This window comes from Ruegeria sp. BC8 (genome assembly GCF_056535705.1).
This window is the reverse complement of the sequence record NZ_JBQFIV010000001.1, coordinates 1,906,063-1,930,883: the sequence shown is the minus strand read 5'-3', so window position 1 is coordinate 1,930,883 and position 24,821 is coordinate 1,906,063. Positions and strand designations below refer to the sequence as shown.

The following is a 24,821-nucleotide window of genomic DNA, read 5'->3' as shown; positions in this document are numbered from 1 at the left end:
TCGGAGTTTCATGGAAAAAAGATTATTTTCCCGATTTGGTTTGCCGGTTGCAGCCCTGGCGCTGACGGCGCTGAGCGCCTGCGAGGAACCCGAAGTGATCCTGCCCGGCGAGCGTGAAGACATCCGCCCGGCCCAGGATCTGGAAACCGTTCAGACAACCGGTGCCAAACCGATCAGCTTGCCGGCCGCAAAGCGCAACGCCGAATGGGCACAGAGCCCGGGAACCGCGGCTTTCCGTACCACCAACGCGGCGCTCAGCCCCGCGCCGCAGCGCATCTGGTCAACCTCGATCGGGGCCGGCGACGGGCGCAAACAAAGGATCACTGCTGATCCGGTTGTCGCAGGTGGCCTGATCTACACCCTGGACGCGGCGGCAACCGTTTCCGCGGTTTCTCCTCAGGGGCAACTGGTCTGGAGCACAAACCTGGTCCCCGCCACGGATGGCGAAGAGCAGGCAACCGGGGGCGGCATCGCCTACGCAGACAACACGTTGTACGTTTCGTCCGGTTTCGGCCGTCTGACCGCTCTGGATGCGCGCACCGGTGGTATTCGCTGGCAAAAGAAACTGAACGCGACCGGTAGCGGAGCGCCGCTGGTATCTGGCGGCCTGCTTTACCTTGTGGCGGGGGATCAGACTGGCTGGGCGGTTGATGCAAAGGACGGGCGCATTGCCTGGCAGATCGAGGGCACGCCCAGCGTCGGCAATGTCCTGGGAGCTCCGGCGCCGGTATTGGCGAACGAGTTCGCAGTCTTTGCGTTTGGGTCCGGTGATGTGGCGGCTGCTTTCCGCAAAGGCGGTATCCGTCGCTGGAACGCGTCGGTCGCCGGCGGCCGCAGAGGGCGGGCCGCAGCGCAGATCGTGGATGTGACAGGCGGCCCGATCGTATCCGGAAGCTCGATCTACATCGGCAACCACTCGGGACGCACGGTCGCCTTCGACGCCAGCTCGGGCGAACGGATCTGGACCGCTTTCGAAGGCGCGGTCGATACCGTCTGGCCGGTCGGCAACAGCGTATTCCTGATCAGCGACCGCAGCCAGTTGGTGCGGTTGGACGTGTCAAACGGGTCTGTGGTCTGGGCCATCGACCTGCCGGGCTTCGTCAAGGACAAGCCCAACCGTCGCGGACCGATCTTTGCGCATTACGGCCCCATCATGGCGGGTGGACGCATCGTCATCGGCTCGAACGACGGTTATCTGCGGTTCTATAACCCTGTCGACGGCACGCTGGTGCATCAGGTCGAGGTTCCGGGCGGGGCGACAACGGCACCGGTGGTTGCGAACCAGACCCTCTACGTGGTTTCGACCAAAGGGCAACTGCACGCTTTCCGTTGACGACAAGATGCGTTAAAGGGCGCGTCTGAGTCTTGAAAGTTGAGTATCATGTCTTTGACCCTCGCCATCGTGGGGCGCCCCAATGTGGGCAAATCCACCCTGTTCAATCGCCTTGTGGGCAAGCGCCTTGCGCTGGTGGACGACCAGCCCGGCGTTACCCGCGATCTGCGTGAGGGCGAAGGGCGGCTGGGTGACCTGCGCTTTACCGTGATCGACACGGCCGGGCTGGAGGATGCCACCGACGACAGCCTGCAGGGCCGGATGCGGCGCCTGACCGAGCGTGCCGTAGACATGGCCGATGTCTGCCTGTTCATGATCGACGCCCGTGTGGGCCTGACCCCGACCGACGAGATGTTTGCCGAGATTCTGCGCAAGCGCTCCAAGCATGTGATCCTGGCGGCCAACAAGGCCGAGGGGGCGGCGGCGGATGCCGGTGTTCTCGAGGCCTACAACCTGGGTCTGGGCGAGCCGATCCGTCTGTCGGGCGAGCATGGCGAAGGCATGACCGACCTTTACGCGGCGTTGATGCCTTTGGCTGACGCCATGGAAGAAAAGCAGCCAGAGGACGTTCCGCAAACGGATATCGATCTGGACGAGGATGGGGAAACCGAGGGCGAAACCCCTGCAATTACGCCGGACAAGCCGTTGCAGGTGGCCGTTGTTGGGCGTCCGAATGCGGGCAAGTCCACACTGATCAACAAGATCCTGGGTGAAGATCGTCTTCTGACCGGTCCCGAGGCCGGCATTACCCGTGACGCCATCAGTCTGAAGTTGGACTGGGGTGGCACCCCCATGCGCATCTTTGACACCGCCGGTATGCGCAAGAAGGCCAAGGTACAGGAAAAGCTCGAGAAACTCTCGGTGTCGGACGGCCTGCGCGCCGTCAAGTTCGCCGAAGTCGTGGTTGTCCTGCTGGATGCGGCGATCCCGTTCGAGCAGCAGGACCTGCGCATTGCCGATCTGGCCGAGCGTGAAGGACGTGCCGTGGTGATCGCGGTGAACAAGTGGGATGTCGAGGATAACAAGCAGGAGAAGTTGCGCGAGCTCAAAACCTCGTTCGAACGCCTGCTTCCCCAACTGCGCGGCGCGCCTCTGGTGACTGTGTCGGCAAAGACGGGAAGGGGGTTGGATCGGCTGCGTGATGCGATCCTGCGCGCCCACGATGTCTGGAACCGTCGGGTTCCCACCGCGGCCTTGAACCGCTGGCTGACCGCCATGTTGGAGCAACACCCACCGCCAGCCCCCCAGGGGCGCAGGATCAAGCTGCGCTACATGACCCAGGCAAAGACGCGCCCGCCGGGCTTTGTCGTCATGTGCTCGCACCCGGACAAGATGCCGGAAAGCTACTCGCGGTATCTGGTCAACGGTCTGCGCGAGGATTTCGACATGCCCGGAACCCCGATCCGGCTTACACTGCGCGGCCAGGGGGACAAGAACCCCTACAAGGGGCGCCGCAAGAAAAACGCGGGTGCGCTGGCCAAACATCTCAAGGGCAAGGCGTAACTGCGCCAATTTTCAGCATTTTCGGGCTTGGGGCGTGACAGCCCCCAAGCATCGCGCTAGCATTCGCATGCGTGCATTCATTTCGCGCGCGATTTGCACGTGCCTGTGACGTGCAAAATTTCGCAAGGACTATTGAACCGGACCATCGTGGGGAGCGGGCTGGATGGACCTGAGAGAATATACGAGACAGTACGCGGTGCAGGACAATCGGCTGGCCGCGCTCAGCTATTTCGGGACGTTCGTGGTGTATTTCGCATCGCTGACGCTGGCGATCGTCTATGTGGATCAGTGGTTCATGATGATCCCGGCCGGGATCGTGTTCGCCTTTTCGGCAGTGCGTCTCTATGTTCTTCAGCATGATTGCGGTCATCATTCGCTGTTCGAAACCCGACGGCAGAATGAATGGGCTGGCCACGTGCTGTCGCCGTTCACCTTCGCTCCGTTCGAAGTGATGAAACAGAACCACAATCTGCATCACGCGGGCATCGGCAATCTTGAACATCGGGAGACCGGTGAAATCAACACGATGACCTTGCGGGAATGGAATGAAGCGGATTGGAAAACCCGTCTGTTCTACAGGCTTTACCGCAATCCCTTCATCTTGGTGCCGGTCGGGGCCCTGTTCACGTATTTCATCCGCTATCGCTGGCCCAAAAACACGGTGCGGTTCGGCGTTCGTGGGGTCGTGCTGCACAACTTGTCCATCGTGGTTTTCCTCGGGTTGTTGTATTGGATTGCTGGCATGACAGGCATACTCGTCTGGCTGGCCTTCTCGTTCCTCGGCGGAATGCTGGGCGTGTTTCTGGTGTATCTTCAGCACAATTTCGAGGACACCTACTGGGATCGCCGCCCGGATCTGGACCCGCAACTGGCGGCGCTGCAGGGCTCGTCAGCGCTGGATTTCGGATGGTGGTTCGACAATGCGGTCGCCTGCATAACGCTGCATGACATCCACCATTTCAATGCCCGCATCCCGTCCTACCGGCTGCGCGCCTGTCACTACAACTTGCCACCCGAATACACACCCCGCCGGATCAAGTTTCCCGAGGCGGTGGCCGCGCTGAACCTGAAGCTGTGGGATGAAGATGCCAAGCGGCTGGTTCCCTTTCCGCGGCAGGGTGAAACCGGTGAGCTGGCCCGGGGCAGTTAAGGACGGTTTTCCAAAGGTTGTGCAGACCAAAGCCTTGTCTTGCGGCCTGTCGGACGTAGTTTTTAAGTTGGATCGTTTAGGAGTTTTGGAATGACAGCGGTGACCAAGGTTCGCGGCATCGGAGAAGCACTTGGCCGCGCTCTCAACGACAATGGCTTCAAGACGGCCGAGGACCTGGCCAGGGCCAAGCCGGCTGTGCTGGTCGCCGTTCCCGGTATCGGAGCGCGCCGGGCGCCCGGATTGATCGCCGCCGCCAAACAGGCCACCTCCGGCGCTGCACCCGTGGCCAAGACCCGACCACCGAAGGCCCCAACGCGCCAGACGGCGCAATCTCGGACCTCAGCTGCTGCGGGCAAGGCCGACGCAGAGGCCAAGGTGGCAGCTGAGCAGGCTGAAGCAGAGACCAAGGCCCGGAAGAAGGCCAAGGCCAAAGCCAAGGCCGAAAAGGCAGCAAAGAAAAAGAAAGAGATGGAAGCGGCGATCTCGAAGGCGAAGGAAAAGATAAAATCCAAGGCCAAGTCGAAAAAAGACAAGAAATCCAAGAAGGCAAAAGAGAAGGCCGACGGTAAGTCCAAGAAAGACAAAAAGGACAAGAAGGCCAAGAAAAAGGCAAAGAAGTAGTCACTTCCTTGCCTTGATCTGAAGCAATGCGGTCGCGGCTGGGGTGACCGCCAAAGGTTACGCCAGCGTGCCGTCAGCCTGCAGGGTCAGCTTGCCGCCAAGATACGGCGAAAGAACCTCGGGCAAGGTCACGGTGCCATCGGCGTTCTGGCCGTTTTCCAGAACCGCAATCAAGCAGCGACCCACAGCCAGGCCCGATCCGTTCAGCGTGTGCACGAATTCAGGTTTGCCCCCGCCCTCAGGCCGGAAGCGCGCATTCATGCGACGGGCCTGGAAATCACCGCAGGTCGAAACCGAGCTGATCTCGCGATAGGTGTTCTGGCCGGGCAGCCAGGCCTCGATGTCGAAAGTCCGGCGCGCGCCAAACCCCATGTCGCCGGTGCACAAGACGACGGTACGATAGGGAATGCCCAGCTTTTCCAGGATGCCTTCGGCACAGCGCAGCATGCGCTGCTGTTCGTCGTCCGATTTGTCGGGATGCGTGACCGAGACCATCTCGACCTTTTCAAACTGGTGCTGGCGCAGCATGCCGCGCGTGTCCTTGCCGGCCGAGCCCGCCTCGGAGCGGAAGCACAGCGAATGTGCCGTGTAGCGGCGCGGCAGATAGCTTTCCTCGATGACGCAATTGTTGACGATGTTGGTCAGCGACACTTCGGACGTCGGGATCAGCCACCACCCCTCGCGGGTTTGGTAGCTGTCCTCGCCGAACTTCGGCAGCTGGCCGGTGCCCTGCATCATCTCGGAGAGCACCAGAACCGGACCATTCACTTCGGTCAGACCGTTCTCATTGGTATGCGTATCCAGCATGAACTGCGCGAGCGCCCGGTGAATGCGCGCCACACCGCCCGACAGCAGCACGAAACGAGATCCTGCCAGTTTGGCCGCGGTTTCGAAATCCATGCCGTTCTGAACCGAGGCGATCTCGAAGTGTTCTTTCGGTTCAAAGTCATAGTCCCGCGGCGTGCCCCAGCGTTTAACTTCGACATTGTCATTCTCGTCTTTGCCGTCGGGTACGTCCTCGGCCGGCAGGTTCGGGATGCGAACCAACTGGTCAGTCAGAAGGGCGTCGATATCCTTGGCCTCGGTCTGCATACGGGCGATTTCGGCCTTTTTCTCGGCCACAAGTGCCCGAAGACGCTCGAACTCGGCTTCGTCGCCGCGCGCCTTGGCTGCGCCGACTTCCTTGCTGGCCTTGTTCTGTTCGGCCTGCGCCGTTTCGGCTGCCAGGATCTTTGCCCGGCGGCTTTCATCCAGGCGCAGCAGGTCTGACGATACCGGAGCTTCCCCCCGGCGCGCGAGCGCGGCGTCGAAAGCTGCTGGGTTTTCGCGAATTGCGCGGATGTCGTGCATAGGTCAGATCCTTGGCAAATGAATCACTAGGGCCGCTTATGCACCATCTGACGGGCAGGGTGTAGCACCGGGTTGGAAAAACGGCCTAGTTGTCCGTGTCTTCAACCGTGTTATGTGCCAGTCGACCGTCCCATGGATGGGTCGGGATCTTCGGCTCGGGAGGGTCGGCAACGTAGGACGGCGTCATGATCTGAACACTGTTCTCGTTGAACACGTCAACGATGTTGCGGTGCAGGTCGGACTTGATCCGCGGGATCGAGTTGCCACGGGTCGTGTAGGCGTTGATCTGGTAATTGATCGCGTAATCGGCCAGCGCGGTCCACAGGACAAAGGGCTCGGGGCGGGCGCGAAGCCCATCGGTGCGACGGGCTGCCTCGATCAGCATCGCTTCGACCTTTTCGGGGGGCTCTTCATAGCCGATCCCAACGGTCGTGTGCAAAAGCAGGCCCTTGCCGTCGGTCTGCTTGGAAAAATTGACCACGTCCGAGTTCATCAATTGGGCGTTGGGGATCGAGATCAGCTCGTTCTTGATGGACTTCAGGTGGGTTTCCATAAGTTTGATCTGCACCACATCACCGATGTGTTCACCGATTTGGATGCGGTCACCGATCGAGGTCGACCGGCGATAGATTACGAACAGTCCAGCCAGCATGTTGCTGACAACCGAGTTCGCGCCAAGAGAGAGCATTGCCCCAACCAGGATGGTCAGACCCTGAAAGGCCGCCGAATCCGAGCCCGGAATGTAGGGAACCGCAAAGACAAGGGCGATCAGGATCACCACGACACGCGCGATATTGAACGTGGGATTGACCCAGTGTTTCTCGAAATCGCCCATGTCGAAAGTGCCGGCCTCGACCGCGTCGAAGAATACCCGCATGCCTTTGATGATGTACATCGTCACCCAGGCGATCAACGCCAGCATGATCATGTTCGGGATGTAGCTGAGGATACCCCGGAAGATCAGCAGAACCGGTTCGGTCAGGTAGGTCAGTAGCAGCTGCGCAAAGTACCGCGACTCGGCAAATGCCAGCAGAACGAACGACAGATAGTAATAGAAACCCAGAAAGAAGATGATCAGCAGGCCAAAATTCAGCCCGTATCGGATCAGTGCGGCAATCGCCTCGGCCTGTACACTTTTCGCGGTGGCTTCCTCCACGTCCCTAAGGTATCGCCGGACAAAGATCAGCGTGCGTCGCCGAATGCGCCTGTGCAGCCACAGGATCACCAGGACGAAGACGATGAACCCCAACGTCCACGCCGCCGCTTCGATCGCACCGGACACACGCGCCTCGTCCGTGCGGTTTGCCCGGTAAGCCATGATCGCGTCCCGGATGGCGTCGCCATGCAAGACCGTCAGGACGCTCAGTTCCATTTGCTCCAGCTCGGCATCGGCCTCGGTGACGATGGTGACCATCTGACCGTCCGCCAGAATGCGGGTGCCTATCTCGGTGTCCTGATAGGTGATGTCGACATCCGTGGCATCCGAGGATTCGGCGACCTTGATGATCGCGTCCTGAATGTTCTCGGCCCTTTCCGGCGCGGGCAGGGCGCTGGAGCCTCGAATGTGGAACAAGGTGTCGCCGTCAACGATGACCGGAGCCATGAAGGTCTCGGCGGCGGCGCTGTCGGCTTCGGGTCCGTCCTGCGGGGCATCCTGCGCCATGACAGGCACCGAAAAGGCCCAAGCCGCAAACAGCATGGACAGCAAAACACCCAATGGAAATGGGGTCTTGACGAAACTCCGCATGGGTCCTCCCTGACTTTGACTATACCCAAAGCCCCGCACCATCCTAGTGGATATCTGCGGTGTAATTCATCATCTTCGGGGATCGTGACACTGTTGCACGGCATGCCAAGTCGGCCATCGCTTGCAAAGGTTGATTTCAAGGCATAGTTTCCCGGCAAATTCGCGGTGCTCACTCCGCGACCTCAAGAAAAAAGGAATGTCCCATGGAAGGTGGCGCAATCGCCCAGTTTCTCCCGCTCATCCTGATCTTCGCGATCATGTACTTCCTGCTGATCCGTCCGCAGCAGAAGAAGATGAAGGAACATCAGGCCATGGTCGAGGCAGTGCGCCGCGGCGATCAGGTCGTCACTCAGGGTGGCCTCATCGGCAAAGTGTCGAAGGTCAAGGAAGGCGAAAACGAGATCGAGGTCGAGATCGCGGACGGCGTCCGGGTTCGTGTGGTCAAGTCGACCATCGCTCAGGTGCTGAACAAGACCGAACCGGCGAAGTAACTTCGCGTCGCAACTTCCTGAAAAGGCAGGGTAATGCTGCAAATTGATACCTGGAAACGGGTCCTGATCTGGCTGGTCTGCGTGGTTGGCCTGCTGATGGCCCTGCCGAACGCGTTTTACACGCGGGTCGAACAATCGAACGACGCCAAGGCCGCCATCGAACTGGGCATCGACACGCCCGAGATGCAGGCGCAAGCGGGGCAATGGCCCGATTGGCTGCCGTCGTCATTGGTCAACCTGGGGCTTGATCTTCGCGGTGGGGCGCATCTGTTGGCCGAAGTTCAGGTTGGCGATGTCTACGAGACGCGGATGGAGGCCATGTGGCCCGAAGTTCGTGATGCCCTGCGGGACGAACGGGCGACGGTCGGAACGATCCGCCGTCAACCCTCGGCCCCGGATGAGATTCGCGTTCGTATCAGCCAGCCGGACGGAATGCCAAGCGCTCTGGAAGCGGTGCGCGGGCTGGCCCGTCAGGTGCAGACGCTGACCGGGGTCGGCGCCACGGATATCGAAGTCAGCGCCGACGGCGACACCCTGATCGTAAAACTGTCCGAGGCGGAGAAACTGGCCTCGGATGATCGAACGGTGCGTCAGGCACTTGAAATCGTGCGCCGCCGGATCGACGAGGTTGGCACGCGTGAGCCGACCATCCAGCGTCAGGGCACCGACCGGATCCTGATTCAGGTGCCCGGGATCGGCAGTGCCAGCGAGTTGAAGGACATCATTGGTACCACGGCGCAACTGACCTTCAATCCGGTCGTGGCCCGCGGCACCGATCCGGACGTCGTGCCCGGCGTCGGTGAAGAGGTCGTGCCGTCGATCGACGAAAACGGCGTGTACTACACCATCGAATCCGCACCCGTCGTGACGGGCGAGGAATTGGTCGACGCCCAGCCTTCATTCGATCAGAACGGACGCCCGGCGGTCAGCTTCCGGTTCAACACATCCGGCGCCCGCAAATTCGGCGATTACACCCGTGACAATATCGGTGCTCCGTTTGCGATCGTGCTGGATGACGAGGTGATCTCGGCTCCGGTGATCCAAAGCCATATCCCCGGCGGTTCCGGCATCATCACCGGCAACTTCACCGTCGAAGAAAGCACGAACCTTGCAGTTCTGCTGCGTGCAGGCGCGCTGCCGGCGGGTCTTGAGTTCCTCGAAGAACGTACGATCGGCCCCGAACTGGGCCAAGACAGCATCGACGCGGGTAAGGTCGCCACCACGGTCGCTTTTGCGGCAGTCTTGATCTTCATGGCGCTCAGCTATGGTCTTTTTGGCATCTTCGCCAACATCGCTTTGCTGATTAACGTCGGGCTGATCTTTGGGCTGTTGTCACTGATTGGCGCGACATTGACGTTGCCGGGCATTGCCGGGATCGTGTTGACGGTCGGTATGGCGGTGGATGCCAATGTGCTGATCTTCGAACGTATTCGAGAAGAGCTGAAATCGGCCAAAGGCCCCGCTCGGGCAATCGACCTGGGCTATGAAAAGGCCCTGTCGGCCATTCTGGATGCCAACATCACGACCTTCATCACCGCCGTTATCCTGTTCGCCATCGGCAGCGGCCCGGTTCGCGGCTTTGCCATCACGCTTGGCCTGGGCATTCTGACGTCGGTCTTCACCGCGATCTTCGTGACGCGACTGATGATCATCATGTGGTTCGAACGGCGCCGCCCGAAAACGATCGAGGTTTGACATGAGACTGAAACTCGTACCCGAAAACACCTCGTTCGATTTCTTCAGCCGCTGGAAGGTCTGGCTGGGCATTTCGGGCCTGATGATGGTCATCGCATTCGCTTCGTTCATGCTCCAAGGTTTGAACTTCGGGATCGACTTCCGGGGCGGTACCACGATCCGGACCCAGAGCACGCAGGAATTGGATGTCGGTGTTTACCGCGACGCCATTGCGCCGCTGGGCCTCGGGGATGTCACCATCACCGAAATCTTCGACCCGACATTCGGGCCTGATGAGAACGTGGCCATGATCCGCATTCAAGCGCAGGACGGTGCCGAATCTGTCACGGCCGAAACCATCGCGGCAGTCGAAGGCGCCTTGCAGGCTGTAATCCCAGATATCCAGTTCGTTTCGGTGGAATCCGTGGGCCCGAAAGTCTCGGGCGAGCTGATCCAAACCGCCGTGATTGCCGTGGTTTTGGCGATCGGAGCGGTGCTGGTCTACATCTGGCTGCGGTTCGAATGGCAGTTCGCGTTGGGGGCGGTCGCCGCGCTGGTGCATGACGTGTTGCTGACGATCGGTATTTTTTCCGAGCTGCAGATCCGCTTCGACCTCGCGATTATCGCCGCGCTTCTGACAATCGTCGGTTACTCGCTGAACGATACCGTGGTCGTATTCGACCGGGTGCGTGAGAACCTGCGTAAATACAAGAAGAAGGACCTGAAAGAGGTGCTGAACCTCTCGATCAATGAAACGCTCAGCCGAACCGTCATGACCTCGGTCACCACGTTGCTGGCGCTTGTCTCGCTGTATGTGCTCGGCGGTGACGTGATCCGCGGGTTCGTCTTCGCGATGATCTGGGGCGTGATCGTAGGGACCTATTCGTCGGTTTTCGTGGCCTCGACCATCCTGCTGTGGCTGGGGGTCAAACGCGATTGGTCCAAGCCATCGAACACGGCCGGCAACCAGTTTGCCAATATTGATGCCTGATGTGTTCGGCCAATCCCCAACGGGATTGGCCGTCATCATTTTTGCAGCCCTCGCGGGTGGAATCGTTCGAGGGTTTTCCGGGTTCGGCACCGCGCTGATCTTTCTGCCGCTGTCGACGCCTTATCTTGGTCCGTTCGGGGCTTTGATCGCGTTGACCTGCATGGATGTCTTCGGGCCACTTCCCAATCTGCGCCGCGCCTGGGTTGATGTCGACAAACGCGATCTCGTGCGACTTGTCGTCGGGTGTGCACTTTTGCTGCCGGTCGGACTGTCGATATTGACCCGAGTCCAGCCTGAGGTTTTTCGCTACGCCGTCAGCCTCGTGACCCTGTTCATGCTGGTCGTGCTGATTTCGGGGCTGCGGTACAACGGCGAAGTCCGGCGCAACATGGTAACTGCCATCGGCGCTGCGGCCGGCTTTTTGGGGGGCGTTGCAGGCATCCCGGGTCCGGCGGTAATCCTGTTCTACATGTCTCGCCCGTTGCCTGTGGCAGTTGTTCGGGCCACGATCCTGCTGTTCCTTCTGGCCTTTGATTTTCTGATCTTCGGGTATCTCGCTGCGTTCGGGCAATTGACCTGGTCAACGGTTGGGTTGGGGCTGGCGCTTGCCGTTCCGAATCTGGCAGGAAATTGGCTGGGCGGCTGGATGTTTCAGCCTGCTAGGGAACAGGTCTACCGCGTGATCGCGTATGCAGTCATCGCTGCTGCGGCCTTGTCGGGCTTGCCGCTTTGGGGATAGAAGATCACATGCGCCTGAACGAGATCACATATACCAACGCAGTTCCGATTGATGGCTATGGGCCGGGATTTTTCCGGATAGGCGGCGAGGTTTACGAAGGCAGTGTTCTGACAGGGCCCGGAGGGACCGGACCGTGGGGCGGTTTCACGGACAGCCAGAGCCTTCTTGAACTGGCCAATCAGGTTGACGTTCTGTTCATCGGCACCGGCGCTGATCTGTCTCACATACCCTCTGATTTGCGGTCGACCCTCGAAGACGCCGGCATCGGGGTTGAGATCATGAACTCGCCCGCCGCCTGCCGTACCTACAACGTGCTCTTGTCCGAGGGGCGCCGCATCGCTCTGGCCCTGTTGCCGGTCTGACCGCTTCATCTGGCCCCTCACATCCCGCCCCGCCAAAAGGCCCTGCGGCAAATCCGTCCTTTTTCCCCCGCAACCAATCGGATAAGCGGGTCTCATGACACTGACCGTGACCGATCTTGCCATTGCCCGAGGGGGCGTGCCCGTGCTCGAAGGCCTCAGTTTCGCGCTGCCCCCGGGCAAGGCGCTGATCCTGCGCGGCCCGAACGGGATCGGCAAGACCACCCTTCTGCGCACGCTGGCCGGGCTGCAACCGCCGCTCTCGGGCCGGATCGAGGGGGCCGAGGACCGGATCGCCTATGCCGCCCATTCCGACGGGCTGAAACCCACCCTGACCGTAACCGAGAACCTGACCTTTTGGGCCTCGGTCTTTGGCACGCGTGACATACAGCCGGCGCTGGAGGCCTTCGCCCTGAACGAACTGGCCGATCGTCACGCAGGCAACCTGTCGGCGGGCCAGAAACGCCGCCTGGGTCTGGCCCGAATGCTGGTGACCGGCCGACCGATCTGGATGCTGGACGAACCCACCGTGTCACTGGACAAGACCGCCGTGGCAATGTTCGCCGATGCAGTGCGGGCGCATCTGGGGCAGGGCGGCTCGGCCCTGATTGCCACCCATATCGACCTGGGTCTCGATGGTGAGGTCCTGGATGTCGGCCCCAACAAGGCGCGACCAAAAGCGCTGGATGACTTCGACGGAGGCTTCCTGTGATCGCCCTGCTGTTGCGTGACCTGAAACTGTCCTTCCGCGCGGGGGGAGGGTTCGGCCTCGGGTTGGCCTTCTTCCTGATCGTCACCGTTCTCGTGCCGTTTTCGGTGGGTCCGCAATCCTCGCTGTTGGCGACCATCGCGCCGGGGGTGCTGTGGCTGGGCGCATTGCTGGCCTGTCTGCTGTCGCTCGATCGCCTGCTGGCACTGGATTGGGAGGACGGGTCGCTCGATCTGCTGGCCACCGCGCCGCTGCCGTTGGAATCGGTGGTCACGATCAAGGCGCTGGCGCATTGGATCACCACCGGCCTGCCGCTGGTGCTGGCCGCGCCGGTGCTTGGGGTGCTGCTGAATCTGCCCGGCCCCGGCTTCGGCTGGCTAGTCGTCTCTCTGCTGATCGGCACGCCCGCGCTCAGCGTGATCGGCACTTTCGGCGCAGCCCTGACTGTGGGGCTCAAGCGCGGGGGCCTGCTGCTGTCGCTGCTGGTGCTGCCGCTTTACGTGCCCACGCTGATCTTCGGGGCCGAGGTCGCGCGCCGCGGTGCCACCGGGATGGAGGTTCAGACCCCGCTGCTGATGCTGGCCGGGATTACCGCCGCCACGGTCGCCCTTCTGCCTTTTGCCAGCGCGGCGGTTCTGCGCATCAACCTCAGATGATTGGGGCACGTTGACCGATGTCAATTGAGAACGCCCCCGACTCGGACTAGATAAGGCCCATGTCGATAGCAGCCAAAGCCAACGCCCTGTGGGAATACGCCAACCCGCGCAAGTTCCTCGCCACCAGCGAGCGGGTCCTGCCGTTCTTCTGGATCAGCTCGGCCCTGTTTCTGGTCGTCGGGCTGGTGTGGGGGTTCTTCTTCACGCCGGATGACTACAAGCAGGGGTCTACCGTCAAGATCATCTACCTGCATGTGCCATCGGCGCTGATGGCCATCAATTGCTGGCTGATGATGCTGGTCACCTCGCTGGTCTGGCTGGTGCGCAGGCACCATGTCAGTGCCCTTGCCGCACGCGCCGCAGCGCCGATCGGCATCGTGATGACCCTGATCGCGCTGGCCACCGGCGCCATCTGGGGGCAGCCCATGTGGGGCACCTGGTGGGCCTGGGATCCGCGCCTGACCTCGTTCCTGATCCTGTTCCTGTTCTATCTGGGCTACATCGCCCTGTGGGAGGCGATCGAAGACCCCGACACGGCGGCGGACCTGACCTCGGTCCTGTGCATCGTGGGCTCGGTCTTTGCCATCCTCAGCCGCTATGCGGTGAATTTCTGGAACCAGGGCCTGCATCAGGGCGCATCGGTGATGCGCGCAGGGGCGATAACCGGCACGGACACCACCGAGAAGGTCAGCAACGTGTACTTCTACCCGCTGCTGACCTGCATCATCGGCTTCGTGCTGCTGTTCATCGCGCTGGTCCTGTACCGGACCGGCACCGAAATCCGCGCGCGGCGCATCAAGGCGCTGCTGGCACGGGAAAGGGTAAACGGATGATGCCTGATCTGGGAAAATACGCGGAAACGGTTCTGTCTTCCTACGCGGCCTCGATCGTTTTGCTGGTGGCACTGGTGGTTTTCAGCATCCTGCGTGGTCGCAAGGTCCGGGCCGAGATGGAAAAGATCGAACAGAGGATGTCGCGCAATGGCTAAGATCTCGCCGTTGATGATTGCTCCACCACTGATTTTCGGAGCCTTTGCAGTGCTGGCGGCCATTGGCATGTTCCGCGAAGATCCCAACGCGCTGCCCTCGGCCCGCGAAGGCCAGCCCGCGCCGCCCGTTGTTCTGGCCGAGTTTCCTGGCAAACAGAGGTTCGACGACGCAACCCTGCGCGACGGCCAGGTCAAGCTGGTGAACTATTGGGCCAGCTGGTGTGCTCCCTGCCGCGCCGAGCATCCGAACCTCGAGAAACTGGCGCAGGAAGGTATTCCGGTCTACGGCATCAACTACAAAGACAAACTGACCAACGCCGACGCTTTCCTAAGCGAACTGGGTGATCCTTATGCCGCCATCGGGCGCGATGAAAATGGCCGCATGGGATTGGACTGGGGCGTCTACGGCGTGCCCGAGACCTACGTGATCGACGGTGACGGCACGATCATCCTGCGGTTTGCCGGCCCGATCACCCAGCGCGTGATCGAGAGCACTATCCGACCCGCATTGGAAAAAGCCGCCGCGCAATAACGCTGGGGTTAAAGGCGATACCCGCCAGAGACGGTCAGCACCTCTCCGGTGACGAAGGACGCGTCTTCGGATGCTAGAAAGCGAACTGCGCGCGCTATGTCCTCGGGTATCCCAACACGCCCCAGCGCTGTGTTCTGAACGAACAGGTCGGTCAGATCGTCGGGCCTTGGGGCTTCGGGGATGTTGATCGCGCCGGGTGCCACCGCGTTGACGCGAATGCCGTCCGGACCCAATTCTTTCGCCATGGCGCGGGTCCACAAGTTCAGCGCGGCTTTGCTGGCCCCATAGGTCGCGGCGTCGCGCGGGGGAAGCTCGGCGTTGACTGACGAGATACTGACGACCGACGCTCCCGGCTGCAGGTGAGGCAACGCGGCAGCCAGCAGCGCGGCCGGAACCAGCAGGTTTAGATCAAGAATGGCCCTGTGGTCCTTTCGGCTGAACCGGTCCTTTGGTGTGGCCTGAACCAGCCCGGCATTGTTGATGATCACATCCAGCCGCCCGAACCTGTCGATGACGCGGCGCACCACGTCTTCGGGCTGACCTTCTTGGGTCAGATCGCTTTGCAGGGTCAGGGCCGGTCGGTCATCGGGCAAGGGCTGCGGTTCGGTCTTGTGCCACGTCAGGGCGACGCGATGATCCACGGCCAGATCAACCGCGATGGCCCGGCCAATTCCGCGAGCACCACCAGTTATCAAGGCAACTTTTTCCATGCCCCCAGCAGACCGCTTATCTGCACGGAACACAACGCGATAGTGGCCAGACGTGAAACGAAAAAGGGCGCCCGGTCGGGGCGCCCTTGCGTTCTTGGCTTGGTGCCGGCTTAGCTGGCCTTGGCCAGGTTCCGCAGCACATAGTGCAGCACGCCGCCGTTTTCGATGTATTCGATCTCGGGCGCGGTATCGATGCGGCACTTGAGCGTGATGGTCTTCTCGGTTCCGTCCGCATAGGTGATGGTGCAGGGCACCTCTTGCAGCGGCTGGATCGTGTCCAGACCGTGGATCGAGAAGGTCTCGTCGCCTTTCAAGCCCAGCGTCTTGCGGTTGTCGCCGGCGGTGAACTCGAACGGGATGACCCCCATGCCCACCAGGTTCGAGCGGTGGATACGTTCGAAGCTTTCTGCGATCACGGCTTTGACGCCCAGCAGTGCGGTGCCCTTGGCCGCCCAGTCCCGCGAGGAACCGGCGCCATACTGCTCGCCACCGATCACGACCAGCGGAGTGCCTTCTGCCTGATAGGCCATCGATGCGTCATAGATCGAGGTCTGCTGCCCATCGGGGCCTTTGGTGTAACCACCCTCGACACCGTCCAGCATCTCGTTCTTGATGCGGATGTTGGCGAAGGTGCCGCGCATCATGACCTCGTGGTTGCCGCGGCGCGATCCGTACGAGTTGAACTCGCGTGGTTGCACCTGGCGCTCCAGCAGGTATTTGCCCGCGGGGCTGGTGGTTGCAAACGAACCAGCCGGCGAGATGTGGTCGGTGGTGACCATGTCACCCAGAATGGCCAGAACCTTGGCGCCTTCGATGTTCGAGATGGTGCCCGGCTGTGCTCCCATACCCTGGAAGTAGGGCGGGTTCTGGATGTAGGTCGACGTCGGCGGCCAGTCATAGGTCTCGGCATCGGTGGTTTCGACCGATTGCCATTTCTCGTCGCCTTTGAAGACATCAGCATATTTCGACTGGAATGCCTCGCGGGTTACGGTTGCCTCGACCAGTTCGGCGATCTCTTTCTGGGTCGGCCAGATGTCTTTCATGTAGACGTCGTTGCCGTCCTTGTCCTGACCGATCGGTTCCGAAGTCAGGTCGATGTCCAGCGTACCGGCCAGTGCATAAACCACCACCAGCGGCGGCGAAGCCAGGTAGTTGGCGCGCACGTCCGGCGAGATCCGGCCTTCGAAGTTGCGGTTGCCCGACAGGACCGAGGTCGCCACAAGGTCGCCCTCGGCGATGGCTTCCGAGATCTCTTTCTGGATCGGGCCCGAGTTGCCGATGCAGGTGGTGCAGCCATAACCAACGAGGTTGAAGCCGATCTTGTCCAGATCTTCCTGCAGGCCAGCGGCCTCAAGATATGCGGATACGACCTGCGATCCCGGGGCCAGCGAGGTTTTGACCCACGGTTGGCGGTTCAGGCCCAAAGCCGCCGCCTTGCGTGCGACAAGGCCCGCACCGATCATCACATAGGGGTTCGAGGTGTTGGTGCACGACGTGATCGAAGCGATCACGACCTTGCCCGATTCCATGGTGTAGTCTTCGCCTTTGACCGGCACTTCCTTGCCCATCGGGCGCTTGAAAGTGTTTTCCATTTCCTGGCGGAAGGCAGCCTTGGCGTTGGTCAGCGGCACATAATCCTGCGGACGCTTGGGACCCGAAATCGCGGGAACGATCGTGCTCATGTCCAGGGACAGCGTGTCGGTGTAGACCGGAGCATAGTCCGCCCCACGCCAGAACCCGTTTTCCTTGGCATAGGCTTCGACCAGCGCGATGCGGTCCTCGTCACGGCCGGTGTTGCGCAGGTAGCGCAAGGTTTCGTTGTCGATCGGGAAGAAGCCGCAGGTCGCGCCGTATTCCGGCGCCATGTTGGCGATGGTTGCGCGGTCGGCCAGCGGCAGACGGTCCAGGCCTTCGCCGTAGAATTCGACGAACTTGCCCACCACGCCCTTGGCGCGCAGCATCTCCACGACCTTCAGAACCAGGTCGGTGCCGGTGGTGCCTTCGACCATCTCGCCGGTCAGTTCGAACCCGATCACTTCGGGGATCAGCATCGAGATCGGCTGACCCAGCATCGCGGCCTCGGCCTCGATCCCGCCAACGCCCCAGCCCAGAACGGCCATGCCGTTGACCATGGTGGTGTGGCTGTCGGTGCCGACCAGCGTGTCGGGATAGGCGACTTCTTCGCCGTTCTGGTCAGTGTCGGTCCAGACGGTCTGGGCTAGGTATTCCAGGTTCACCTGGTGGCAGATGCCGGTGCCCGGCGGTACCACGCGGAAGTTGTTGAACGCGCTCTGGCCCCATTTCAGGAACTGGTAGCGCTCCATGTTGCGTTCATATTCGCGGTCCACGTTCATCTGGAAGGCGCGCGGGTTGCCGAATTCGTCGATCATGACCGAGTGGTCGATGACCAGGTCTACGGGGTTCAGCGGGTTGATCTTCTGCGGATCGCCCCCCAGCGCCTTGATGCCGTCGCGCATCGCGGCCAGGTCGACAACGGCCGGAACGCCGGTGAAGTCCTGCATCAGCACGCGGGCAGGGCGGTAAGCGATCTCGCGCGGGTTCTTCCCGTTGTTGGCGCCCCATTCGGCAAAGGCCTTGATGTCATCGACGGAAACCGAAAAACCGCCGTCCTCGAACCGCAGCATGTTTTCCAGCACCACTTTCAGCGCGGCGGGAAGCTTGGAGAAATCGCCCAGGCCGGCCTCTTGCGCGGCGGGGATCGAGTAATACGAGATGGACTTGCCATTCACGCTCAGGCTGCGGCGTGTCTTGGCGGTATCCTGTCCGACTTTGATGGGCATCTGTGGCCTCCCTCTCAAATGACGTGGAATTGGGATTCGCTGAGCGGTATCTGCATCACCATGGCCTGCGGTTCAAGGTCCAACAGGGCGGGTGCGGCAATTTTTGTATACCATTGCACACATTTTTGCGAATTGCCGCCGAAACCTGTCTCAAGAAACCTTGATTGGCGCTTGATCCGGTGGCGGAGTACACCGGTGCTTGCAGGCTCCTCAAACCGAGAGTGAAATGAAAAGATCAGCCCTGACCACAGTTCTTGCGTCCGTATTCCTGTCGGCGTCTTCGGCCTGGGCGGACAGCCCGGTGGTGGTCGAATTGTTTACCTCGCAGGGGTGTTCGTCCTGCCCGCCGGCAGATGCGATCATGCACGATCTCGCCAAGCGCGACGACGTGATCGGCTTGGCGCTGCACGTGGACTATTGGGACTACATCGGTTGGAAGGACGAGTATGCCGATCCGGCGCATACGGACCGTCAACGAGCGTATGCGCGGCGCGGCGGCCGTTCGATGATCTATACCCCTCAGATGGTGATCAACGGACAGCAGGATGTCGTTGGTGCCAAATCCCGTGACTTGAACCGATTGATCGACGCGCATTTGACTGCTGCGCCCACCGCGTCGGTTTCGGCGCAGAGGTCCGGGAACACGGTTACGGTCCGCGTTGCCCCGGTCGACCTCGTCGACGCGAAAAACTATGACGTCGTGGTCGTGCAATACACGCCCTTGCGCCACGCGTCGATTCGACGGGGCGAGCTGGCCGGACACGATCTGGACTACGCGAATGTCGTTGAGGAATGGCACGAAGCCGGCCGATGGAACGGGTCGGCTGAACAGGATTTTCAGATCGAACTGTCTTCGGACCTGCCCGCGGTGGTTCTGATTCAGGGCACCGGCAGTGGCCCGATCATCGCCTCAACAAGGGTGAAGTAGAGGGCGGCTCAGGGCATGTCCTGAGGCTGCACACCCAGCCCATTCCAGGCTTTCCACCGTCGGTGAATCCAGAACCATTGGCCCATGTGTTTCCGCACCATGCCTTCGAGGTCATCGTTGATGAATTGGGTCATGGTCTTGGGGTCCGTATGCGGCACCGGATCATGCAAAACGATCTCGAAATCGATACCGTTGGCTTGGCGCACCGCGTAACAAGGAATGAGAACGGCATCGTATTTCATCGCCAATTCCGCGTTCAAAACCGACGTGACTGCGGGTTTGCCAAAAAACGTCAATTCTTCACCGCCATGGGCGTGCAGGTCCGATACGATGGCGATGATGCCGCCCTTTTTCAGGGACCGAACCATTTCCACCATGCCGCGCCGACCTTGTTCGAACATCGGCTCGCCGGTTTTGTGGAAGGCGTCGACATACATCTCGTTGAAATACGGATTGGCCATGCGGCGGTACAGGCAGCCAATCGGCTTGCCGCTGCGCGCCTGCAAAGCGATCCGCGCAGCAAGGTAGTGGCCGAAATGTGCCGTGATCATCATCACCGGCCGACCTTCGGCCACCGCTTGTTCAAATGCGGCGATTCCTGAACCTGATACTTTTGCGTTCTTCTGCCGTTCAGTGAAATCCTCGGGCGAGAAGTGTTCCATGATCGCGCGGCCTGCGTTGTCGGGCACCGCACGGCAAATGCGTTTGACTTCGGCTGCAGGCAGGTCAGGGCAGGTCAGTTTCAGGTTGCTTCGCACACGTTTGGTGAACCCAACTGCCGGGGCCAACCCGCGCACGATCGCCCCCATCGTCGCAATGCGCCGTTCATAGGGCAAAAGGCGCATTGCGCCGATCATGCCTTTCAGGAACAGGTTGGCGACATAGTATTGACCAAGCTCAAAGCGGCTCAGTTCCGACTTTTCGACGGGCATCGGGGGATCTCACCGGGTGTTGCGAATTGCGGATTCAGACATACAGCCGGCGCGCAACAACCACAAGCATTGTCCCGATCCCTTGTTCTAGGGCATCCGAGCCAGCGGCGGGCAGCCCTTAGTCGTCGTTGCCATCGGCGTCCGCTTCGACCAAGGTGATTGTGCCTGCGTCCACGAGTGTGCGGATCGCACCGACAATCTGGGTCATGGCCTCCTCTGCTTCGGCCTGCTTGACCTTGCCGCGTTCAGCAATTTCCTCGCGCAGGTTGTCGGCCATCCGTGCGGATATGTTGGACAGCAGATGGTCGACCGAGGCCTTGTCATCCTCGGTTCTTGCGCCAGCCAGAGCAGTTATCAAAACCGGCTGATCGACTTCGCGCAGGATGGCAGGCACATCCCGTGCAGCTATACGCGTGGCGATGTGCGCAAAGGTGAAGATGGACTTTCGAACAGCGCTGGCGAACTCAGTATCCTCCTCATCGAGCGCGTCCAGCAGTCCGTCACGCGTGGATGCGGGGGATTGGTTCAAGATCGCCCCGACGCGCGTGTCGGGTGAATCGGTGAAGGCCGGAACTGGGCGTTGATCCAATTGCGCGGCCAGTGACCAGCCGATCCGCTCCACCGCCTCGGGCGTCACGTTGGCGGTTTTTGACACGGCATAGGTTATCCGTCTGGCCACCGGCCCGGGCAATTGCGCCAACAACTGTGCTGCTTTCGCCGTATCAAGCTTGGATAGCATGACGGCTGCAACTTCGGTGCTTTCGGCCTGAGCCATACGCGCAAGGTCTTCGGCAGGGGTGTCACGCAGGCGCAGCCATGGATCGCCGACCTGGCGCACACCCGCGACCTTGCGCAGCCGGGCGGCGGTCGCCGGGGCAATCTTGCCATTTACCGCGTCCAGCGCCCCGGCCAAGCCGTGCGGAAAGGCAAGTCCGACGCTGTCCAGCGCATCTGCGAATTCTTGCGCGACCGCTGCGAGGGTTACGCGGTCAACCAGCCCCATCCGGCCCAGTTGGAGAGTCAGCCGTTCCTGCAGTTCGTCGGGCAACTCCTCCAACGGAAGATCGGCCCCCTCGTTCAACAGCAGGCGTACGATGATGGCGGCCTTCTGGCCGGGCGTGAGTTTGCGAGGAACGAGGCGAGAGGCGTCATCCGTCTGTTTCTCGGCCGGAGCAGAATTGCCCGGTGCGGTCTGTACCAAAGCATGTGAATCTTGCATCTGCCTGCGGTGTCAACTTTTGTTCCGCAGGCAGATTAGCGAGAGTCGAGTAAAGAAAGACTGAACCTAGTAGCTGTGAGTCAGCCCCGTGCGGATCGCCTCGCGCAGAGACGCTTCGGCCCAGGTGCCTTCTCCTCCGCGTGCCTTGATCTCGCGCCATTGCGCGATGGCCAGTTCGGTTTTCCCTTCGGTGACATATCCTTGGCCCATATAGCTGCGGGCCAGAATGTTGTCAGGATTGGTTTCGATTGCGCGTTGGTAATAGGTGTTGGCCAGCTCGGCTTCGCCCATTTTGCGGTAGGTGAAACCCCAATACGTCAAAACGCGATCATCGTCTTGATCCATGACGCGCAACACGTTCTGCGCATTTTCGAACTGGCCGTCATAAGCAAGCTCGCGCACGGCCTGATACAATTGCTCTTCGCTGAAATTGGTCTTGTTCGGCTTGACGCAACGGCCGGCTGCTTCGTCATAGACGCGGCCGAACAGGCATTTCTTGGTGGTATTCGTCGGTTTTGGGGGGCTGCTGTCACCGCCGGCGGCACTGACCGCGGGGGCAAAGGCAAATGTCTGAAGGGCTAGTGCCGTGGCCATCAAAAGGCGCATTGTCCTACTCCGTTCCAAGGGCTGCTCGCAAGAAGCATAGTGCGTTCTTCAAAAAAGCTAACAGCCAATGGCTCGCTTTTATTCACAAGTAGGACAAGAATTCAGCTGCTGGCGTTTTTCACGCAGCTTTCCGAGGCCGAATCCCAAGTCGTACCGGGCGCACAGGATTGCGATTGCTTGCTGTGGCCTTGGCAGGCGAATGCGGACGAGGCGGACAGGGCAAGGGCCAGTGCGCAGAGTGTCGTGCGGATCATGATGGGCTCTCCTTGAACGGAAATTGCCCATTCAGCATAGCCGATTTCGGACGTTTCCGCAAAAGACAGGGGCCCGGATCGCGCAGCGCGACCCGGGCCCCGGCAAAAGCCGTTCCTGCGTCGAGGGTTACTCGCCGAACACCCGCTCGAAGATCGTGTCGACATGTTTGGTGTGATAACCAAGGTCGAATTTTTCTTCGATCTCTTCCTTGCTCAGCGCTGCGGTCACATCCGGGTCGGCCAGCAGTTCGGTTTTGAAGTCCTTGCCTTCTTCCCAGACCTTCATCGCGTTGCGCTGCACCAGGCGATAGGCGTCCTCGCGGCTGACGCCGGCCTGAGTCAGGGCCAGCAGCACGCGCTGGCTCATGACCAGACCGCGGAACTTGTTCATGTTGGCCAGCATGTTGTCCGGATAGACCACCAGCTTGTCGATCACCCCGGTCAGGCGCGACAGGGCGAAATCCAGGGTCACGGTGGCGTCGGGGCCGATGTTGCGCTCGACCGAGCTGTGGCTGATGTCGCGCTCGTGCCATAGGGCCACGTTCTCCATCGCCGGGATCACGGTCATGCGCACCAACCGGGCCAGGCCGGTCAGGTTCTCGGTCAGCACCGGGTTGCGTTTGTGCGGCATCGCCGACGAGCCCTTCTGGCCTTTCGAGAAGAACTCCTCGGCCTCCAGAACCTCGGTGCGCTGCATGTGGCGGATTTCGATCGCGATGTTCTCGATGCTGCTGGCGATCACGCCCAGCGTGGCAAAGAAGGCCGCGTGGCGATCGCGCGGGATGACCTGCGTGCTGATCGGCTCGGGCACCAGGCCCAGCTTTTCGCAGACATGTTCTTCGACGCGGGGGTCGATATTGGCGAAGGTGCCGACCGCGCCGCTGATGGCGCCGGTGGCGATCTCGGCGCGGGCGTCGCGCATCCGCGACAGGTTGCGGTCCATCTCGGCGTAGAAGCGCGCGAAGGTCAGGCCCATGGTGGTGGGCTCGGCATGAATGCCGTGGCTGCGGCCAATGCGGACGGTGTCCTTGTGCTCGTAGGCGCGGCACTTGAGCGCGGCCAGCAGGCCTTCGAGATCGGCGATCAGGATGTCGGCGGCGCGGGTCAGTTGCACGTTGAAGCAGGTATCCAGCACGTCCGAGCTGGTCATGCCCTGGTGGACAAAGCGGGCCTCATCGCTGCCGACATGCTCGGCCAGATGGGTCAGAAAGGCGATGACGTCATGCTTGGTCACGGCCTCGATCTCGTCGATGCGGGCCACGTCGAATTCCACGTCCTTAGCCTTCCAGACGGCCTCGGCGTTTTCGCGCGGGATGACGCCCAGATCGGCCATCGCGTCGCAGGCATGGGCCTCGATCTCGTACCAGATGCGGAACTTGGTCTCGGGCGACCAGACGGCAACCATTTCGGGGCGGGAATAGCGGGGAATCATGGGCGGCGGCACCTTTTTCGGTTGGCAATGGGTGTTGGCGCGGGTGATAGACTCGCCGGACCGTTGGGACAAGGCAGGAGACGCGGGATGAGACGGTTTGCCCTGATTTTGTTGGTTTGGCCCGGAATTCTGGCGGCCGACACGTTCCGACCGCTGACGGGCGCGCAGATTCTCGACGTCCTGTCGGGCCGGACGCTGGCTTATGACAACGGAGCCACACAGGTCTTCGAGCCGTCTATGGCCACGCAGTATTTCTCGGGTCGACCCAGCTCGGGGCGCTGGGCGGTGCGGGATGACAGATACTGTTCGATCTGGCCACCGTCTGACTTTTGGGCCTGTTACGATGTTCAGTCGGACGGTACGCGGATCCGATTTGTGGGAGAGGCCGGCGATGCGACAGTCGGCGTATATGCAGACTAGGCGGCAACGCAGGTCGGGCGGGCCCCCTTAGCAAAACTCTTTAAAAACTGGACAAGCGCGGGTTGCATCGCTCATCCTCAGGACGATGACACTAACAAATAGAGATATCAGCTTGTTTAAGAAAAACCTTTTTGCCATCGGCGCGGCTCTTTGGGTCGGCATGACGGGTGCGGGGCTGAGCGATACGCCGGTCACCTACACCGAAGGGGGGCGTGCGCTGTTTCAGTTCGATGTCCCGGATTTCTGGATGCTGCGCACGGGCGGCCCACGCGATCTTGAGGATACACAACTGGGCGATACCCGGTCCGTAAGCCGGGTGATGGCTGCGCGCCCGGTCACAGATGACTCGGTCTGGATCGGGTTCGTTTCGCCGTTCGGCGTTGCCAGCATCGAGGACGGGGTCCGTTACTTGCAGGATGTCGACAAGTTTCTGGTGAAAAACCCAGAGGTGACAAGTGATGCGAACATGCGCATCGGCGGTTTGCCGGCCCGGGTCATTCGCGGCACCGGCACCCGTGACGGGCGCGGGATCAACTTCACCGCGACGGTGATCGACCTGCCGCGCAACCGTGTTGCGGTTGTGGTGACCATCCTGCGCGACGGTGCAGATCCTGGCTATGTCGAGGATCTGAATGCCATCTTCGCGTCATTCCGGTCAGTGCAGTGAGGGCGTGAA

26 protein-coding genes are annotated in these 24,821 nt (G+C 61.0%); 17 read left to right on the top strand and 9 right to left on the bottom strand.

Annotation, left to right across the window (positions count from 1 at the left end):
- The first annotated feature begins 10 nt into the window (after positions 1–10).
- The 4 genes from ACR3EK_RS09790 to ACR3EK_RS09775 all read left to right on the top strand — a co-directional run bounded on the left by ACR3EK_RS09790 (position 11) and on the right by ACR3EK_RS09775 (position 4,607).
- The gene (locus ACR3EK_RS09790; RefSeq protein WP_480633273.1) at positions 11–1,333 is read left to right on the top strand and encodes a PQQ-like beta-propeller repeat protein; all 1,323 of its coding nucleotides are present in this window, start codon (positions 11–13) and stop codon (positions 1,331–1,333) included.
- A 48-nt stretch (positions 1,334–1,381) separates the two neighbouring features.
- The gene (gene der, locus ACR3EK_RS09785) at positions 1,382–2,836 is read left to right on the top strand and encodes a ribosome biogenesis GTPase Der (protein WP_480633272.1); all 1,455 of its coding nucleotides are present in this window, start codon (positions 1,382–1,384) and stop codon (positions 2,834–2,836) included.
- Positions 2,837–2,999: 163 nt separating this feature from the next.
- A complete protein-coding gene (locus ACR3EK_RS09780; RefSeq protein ID WP_480633271.1) occupies positions 3,000–3,986 on the top strand; it encodes a fatty acid desaturase in 987 nt (328 codons plus the stop codon).
- Between the two features lie 90 nt (positions 3,987–4,076).
- Entirely contained in the window at positions 4,077–4,607 is a 531-nt protein-coding gene (locus ACR3EK_RS09775) for a helix-hairpin-helix domain-containing protein (protein ID WP_480633270.1), read from the top strand.
- Between the two features lie 57 nt (positions 4,608–4,664).
- Here ACR3EK_RS09775 and serS read toward each other — a convergent pair whose 3' ends face one another.
- The gene (serS, locus tag ACR3EK_RS09770; protein WP_170358697.1) at positions 4,665–5,957 is read right to left on the bottom strand and encodes a serine--tRNA ligase; all 1,293 of its coding nucleotides are present in this window, start codon (positions 5,955–5,957) and stop codon (positions 4,665–4,667) included.
- A gap of 85 nt (positions 5,958–6,042) precedes the next feature.
- Positions 6,043–7,704 carry a mechanosensitive ion channel family protein gene (locus ACR3EK_RS09765; protein WP_480633269.1) on the bottom strand — a complete coding sequence of 554 codons (1,662 nt, stop codon included), beginning with the start codon at positions 7,702–7,704 and terminating at the stop codon, positions 6,043–6,045.
- Positions 7,705–7,907: 203 nt separating this feature from the next.
- Here ACR3EK_RS09765 and yajC point away from each other — a divergent pair, with 203 nt between their 5' ends.
- The 10 genes from yajC (at position 7,908) to ACR3EK_RS09715 (ending at position 14,843) form a co-directional block, all read left to right on the top strand.
- A complete protein-coding gene (yajC, locus tag ACR3EK_RS09760) occupies positions 7,908–8,195 on the top strand; it encodes a preprotein translocase subunit YajC (protein ID WP_093962445.1) in 288 nt (95 codons plus the stop codon).
- A 33-nt stretch (positions 8,196–8,228) separates the two neighbouring features.
- Positions 8,229–9,890 carry a protein translocase subunit SecD gene (gene secD / locus ACR3EK_RS09755; RefSeq protein WP_170338516.1) on the top strand — a complete coding sequence of 554 codons (1,662 nt, stop codon included), beginning with the start codon at positions 8,229–8,231 and terminating at the stop codon, positions 9,888–9,890.
- A 1-nt stretch (position 9,891) separates the two neighbouring features.
- On the top strand, positions 9,892–10,860 hold the full coding sequence (secF, locus tag ACR3EK_RS09750; RefSeq protein WP_170358702.1) for a protein translocase subunit SecF: 969 nt from the start codon (positions 9,892–9,894) through the stop codon (positions 10,858–10,860).
- Positions 10,853–11,599 carry a TSUP family transporter gene (locus ACR3EK_RS09745; protein WP_480633268.1) on the top strand — a complete coding sequence of 249 codons (747 nt, stop codon included), beginning with the start codon at positions 10,853–10,855 and terminating at the stop codon, positions 11,597–11,599. Before secF ends, ACR3EK_RS09745 begins: the two co-directional genes overlap by 8 nt.
- An 8-nt stretch (positions 11,600–11,607) precedes the next feature.
- Positions 11,608–11,961: an Mth938-like domain-containing protein gene (locus ACR3EK_RS09740; protein ID WP_480633267.1), complete on the top strand. Its 354-nt coding sequence runs from the start codon at positions 11,608–11,610 to the stop codon at positions 11,959–11,961.
- A 94-nt stretch (positions 11,962–12,055) separates the two neighbouring features.
- Positions 12,056–12,670: a heme ABC exporter ATP-binding protein CcmA gene (gene ccmA / locus ACR3EK_RS09735; RefSeq protein ID WP_170358704.1), complete on the top strand. Its 615-nt coding sequence runs from the start codon at positions 12,056–12,058 to the stop codon at positions 12,668–12,670.
- A complete protein-coding gene (gene ccmB, locus ACR3EK_RS09730) occupies positions 12,667–13,323 on the top strand; it encodes a heme exporter protein CcmB (RefSeq protein WP_093962439.1) in 657 nt (218 codons plus the stop codon). The genes ccmA and ccmB overlap by 4 nt, the downstream gene beginning before the upstream one ends.
- Positions 13,324–13,382: 59 nt before the next feature.
- Entirely contained in the window at positions 13,383–14,156 is a 774-nt protein-coding gene (locus ACR3EK_RS09725) for a heme ABC transporter permease (protein ID WP_170438863.1), read from the top strand.
- Positions 14,153–14,311, top strand: coding sequence for a heme exporter protein CcmD (ccmD, locus tag ACR3EK_RS09720; protein WP_005982370.1), 159 nt, complete (start codon positions 14,153–14,155; stop codon positions 14,309–14,311). Before ACR3EK_RS09725 ends, ccmD begins: the two co-directional genes overlap by 4 nt.
- Positions 14,304–14,843 (top strand): DsbE family thiol:disulfide interchange protein, encoded by a 540-nt coding sequence (locus tag ACR3EK_RS09715; RefSeq protein WP_480633266.1) that lies wholly within the window; start codon positions 14,304–14,306, stop codon positions 14,841–14,843. The genes ccmD and ACR3EK_RS09715 overlap by 8 nt, the downstream gene beginning before the upstream one ends.
- An 8-nt stretch (positions 14,844–14,851) precedes the next feature.
- Here the strand turns inward: ACR3EK_RS09715 and ACR3EK_RS09710 are convergent, their stop codons facing one another.
- Together ACR3EK_RS09710 and acnA are read right to left on the bottom strand one after the other, a co-directional pair.
- The gene (locus ACR3EK_RS09710) at positions 14,852–15,553 is read right to left on the bottom strand and encodes an SDR family NAD(P)-dependent oxidoreductase (protein WP_480633265.1); all 702 of its coding nucleotides are present in this window, start codon (positions 15,551–15,553) and stop codon (positions 14,852–14,854) included.
- Positions 15,554–15,663: 110 nt separating this feature from the next.
- Positions 15,664–18,354, bottom strand: a complete 2,691-nt coding sequence (gene acnA, locus ACR3EK_RS09705) for an aconitate hydratase AcnA (RefSeq protein ID WP_480633264.1) — start codon at positions 18,352–18,354, stop codon at positions 15,664–15,666.
- Between the two features lie 226 nt (positions 18,355–18,580).
- On the opposite strand from acnA, the gene ACR3EK_RS09700 reads away from it, so the two are divergent.
- Positions 18,581–19,282 (top strand): DUF1223 domain-containing protein, encoded by a 702-nt coding sequence (locus tag ACR3EK_RS09700; RefSeq protein ID WP_170358715.1) that lies wholly within the window; start codon positions 18,581–18,583, stop codon positions 19,280–19,282.
- 8 nt (positions 19,283–19,290) lie between these two features.
- Here the strand turns inward: ACR3EK_RS09700 and ACR3EK_RS09695 are convergent, their stop codons facing one another.
- From ACR3EK_RS09695 to purB, 5 genes are all read right to left on the bottom strand, one after another.
- Complete coding sequence (locus ACR3EK_RS09695; RefSeq protein WP_480633263.1) at positions 19,291–20,214, bottom strand: lysophospholipid acyltransferase family protein; 924 nt, start codon at positions 20,212–20,214, stop codon at positions 19,291–19,293.
- A 118-nt stretch (positions 20,215–20,332) separates the two neighbouring features.
- Entirely contained in the window at positions 20,333–21,433 is a 1,101-nt protein-coding gene (locus ACR3EK_RS09690; protein WP_480633262.1) for a flagellar motor switch protein FliG, read from the bottom strand.
- Positions 21,434–21,499: 66 nt separating this feature from the next.
- Entirely contained in the window at positions 21,500–22,039 is a 540-nt protein-coding gene (locus ACR3EK_RS09685; protein WP_480633261.1) for a tetratricopeptide repeat protein, read from the bottom strand.
- A gap of 101 nt (positions 22,040–22,140) precedes the next feature.
- The gene (locus ACR3EK_RS09680; RefSeq protein WP_141138470.1) at positions 22,141–22,293 is read right to left on the bottom strand and encodes an adenylosuccinate lyase; all 153 of its coding nucleotides are present in this window, start codon (positions 22,291–22,293) and stop codon (positions 22,141–22,143) included.
- 127 nt (positions 22,294–22,420) lie between these two features.
- Positions 22,421–23,725: an adenylosuccinate lyase gene (gene purB, locus ACR3EK_RS09675; RefSeq protein WP_480633260.1), complete on the bottom strand. Its 1,305-nt coding sequence runs from the start codon at positions 23,723–23,725 to the stop codon at positions 22,421–22,423.
- 87 nt (positions 23,726–23,812) lie between these two features.
- Here purB and ACR3EK_RS09670 point away from each other — a divergent pair, with 87 nt between their 5' ends.
- Both ACR3EK_RS09670 and ACR3EK_RS09665 read left to right on the top strand, forming a co-directional pair.
- Positions 23,813–24,145, top strand: a complete 333-nt coding sequence (locus ACR3EK_RS09670; protein WP_170599471.1) for a hypothetical protein — start codon at positions 23,813–23,815, stop codon at positions 24,143–24,145.
- Positions 24,146–24,257: 112 nt separating this feature from the next.
- Positions 24,258–24,812 carry a hypothetical protein gene (locus ACR3EK_RS09665; RefSeq protein WP_480633259.1) on the top strand — a complete coding sequence of 185 codons (555 nt, stop codon included), beginning with the start codon at positions 24,258–24,260 and terminating at the stop codon, positions 24,810–24,812.
- Positions 24,813–24,821 lie beyond the last annotated feature (9 nt).

Excerpts from the sequence above, each read along its gene's own strand:
- ACR3EK_RS09790 (WP_480633273.1), top strand. The coding sequence starts at position 11 with ATGGAAAAAAGATTATTTTCCCGATTTGGTTTGCCGGTTGCAGCCCTG.
- der (WP_480633272.1), top strand. The coding sequence starts at position 1,382 with ATGTCTTTGACCCTCGCCATCGTGGGGCGCCCCAATGTGGGCAAATCC.
- ACR3EK_RS09780 (WP_480633271.1), top strand. The coding sequence starts at position 3,000 with ATGGACCTGAGAGAATATACGAGACAGTACGCGGTGCAGGACAATCGG.
- ACR3EK_RS09775 (WP_480633270.1), top strand. The coding sequence starts at position 4,077 with ATGACAGCGGTGACCAAGGTTCGCGGCATCGGAGAAGCACTTGGCCGC.
- serS (WP_170358697.1), bottom strand. The coding sequence starts at position 5,957 with ATGCACGACATCCGCGCAATTCGCGAAAACCCAGCAGCTTTCGACGCC.
- ACR3EK_RS09765 (WP_480633269.1), bottom strand. The coding sequence starts at position 7,704 with ATGCGGAGTTTCGTCAAGACCCCATTTCCATTGGGTGTTTTGCTGTCC.
- yajC (WP_093962445.1), top strand. The coding sequence starts at position 7,908 with ATGGAAGGTGGCGCAATCGCCCAGTTTCTCCCGCTCATCCTGATCTTC.
- secD (WP_170338516.1), top strand. The coding sequence starts at position 8,229 with ATGCTGCAAATTGATACCTGGAAACGGGTCCTGATCTGGCTGGTCTGC.
- secF (WP_170358702.1), top strand. The coding sequence starts at position 9,892 with ATGAGACTGAAACTCGTACCCGAAAACACCTCGTTCGATTTCTTCAGC.
- ACR3EK_RS09745 (WP_480633268.1), top strand. The coding sequence starts at position 10,853 with ATGCCTGATGTGTTCGGCCAATCCCCAACGGGATTGGCCGTCATCATT.
- ACR3EK_RS09740 (WP_480633267.1), top strand. The coding sequence starts at position 11,608 with ATGCGCCTGAACGAGATCACATATACCAACGCAGTTCCGATTGATGGC.
- ccmA (WP_170358704.1), top strand. The coding sequence starts at position 12,056 with ATGACACTGACCGTGACCGATCTTGCCATTGCCCGAGGGGGCGTGCCC.
- ACR3EK_RS09725 (WP_170438863.1), top strand. The coding sequence starts at position 13,383 with ATGTCGATAGCAGCCAAAGCCAACGCCCTGTGGGAATACGCCAACCCG.
- ccmD (WP_005982370.1), top strand. The coding sequence starts at position 14,153 with ATGATGCCTGATCTGGGAAAATACGCGGAAACGGTTCTGTCTTCCTAC.
- ACR3EK_RS09715 (WP_480633266.1), top strand. The coding sequence starts at position 14,304 with ATGGCTAAGATCTCGCCGTTGATGATTGCTCCACCACTGATTTTCGGA.
- ACR3EK_RS09710 (WP_480633265.1), bottom strand. The coding sequence starts at position 15,553 with ATGGAAAAAGTTGCCTTGATAACTGGTGGTGCTCGCGGAATTGGCCGG.
- acnA (WP_480633264.1), bottom strand. The coding sequence starts at position 18,354 with ATGCCCATCAAAGTCGGACAGGATACCGCCAAGACACGCCGCAGCCTG.
- ACR3EK_RS09700 (WP_170358715.1), top strand. The coding sequence starts at position 18,581 with ATGAAAAGATCAGCCCTGACCACAGTTCTTGCGTCCGTATTCCTGTCG.
- ACR3EK_RS09695 (WP_480633263.1), bottom strand. The coding sequence starts at position 20,214 with ATGCCCGTCGAAAAGTCGGAACTGAGCCGCTTTGAGCTTGGTCAATAC.
- ACR3EK_RS09690 (WP_480633262.1), bottom strand. The coding sequence starts at position 21,433 with ATGCAAGATTCACATGCTTTGGTACAGACCGCACCGGGCAATTCTGCT.
- ACR3EK_RS09685 (WP_480633261.1), bottom strand. The coding sequence starts at position 22,039 with ATGCGCCTTTTGATGGCCACGGCACTAGCCCTTCAGACATTTGCCTTT.
- ACR3EK_RS09680 (WP_141138470.1), bottom strand. The coding sequence starts at position 22,293 with ATGATCCGCACGACACTCTGCGCACTGGCCCTTGCCCTGTCCGCCTCG.
- purB (WP_480633260.1), bottom strand. The coding sequence starts at position 23,725 with ATGATTCCCCGCTATTCCCGCCCCGAAATGGTTGCCGTCTGGTCGCCC.
- ACR3EK_RS09670 (WP_170599471.1), top strand. The coding sequence starts at position 23,813 with ATGAGACGGTTTGCCCTGATTTTGTTGGTTTGGCCCGGAATTCTGGCG.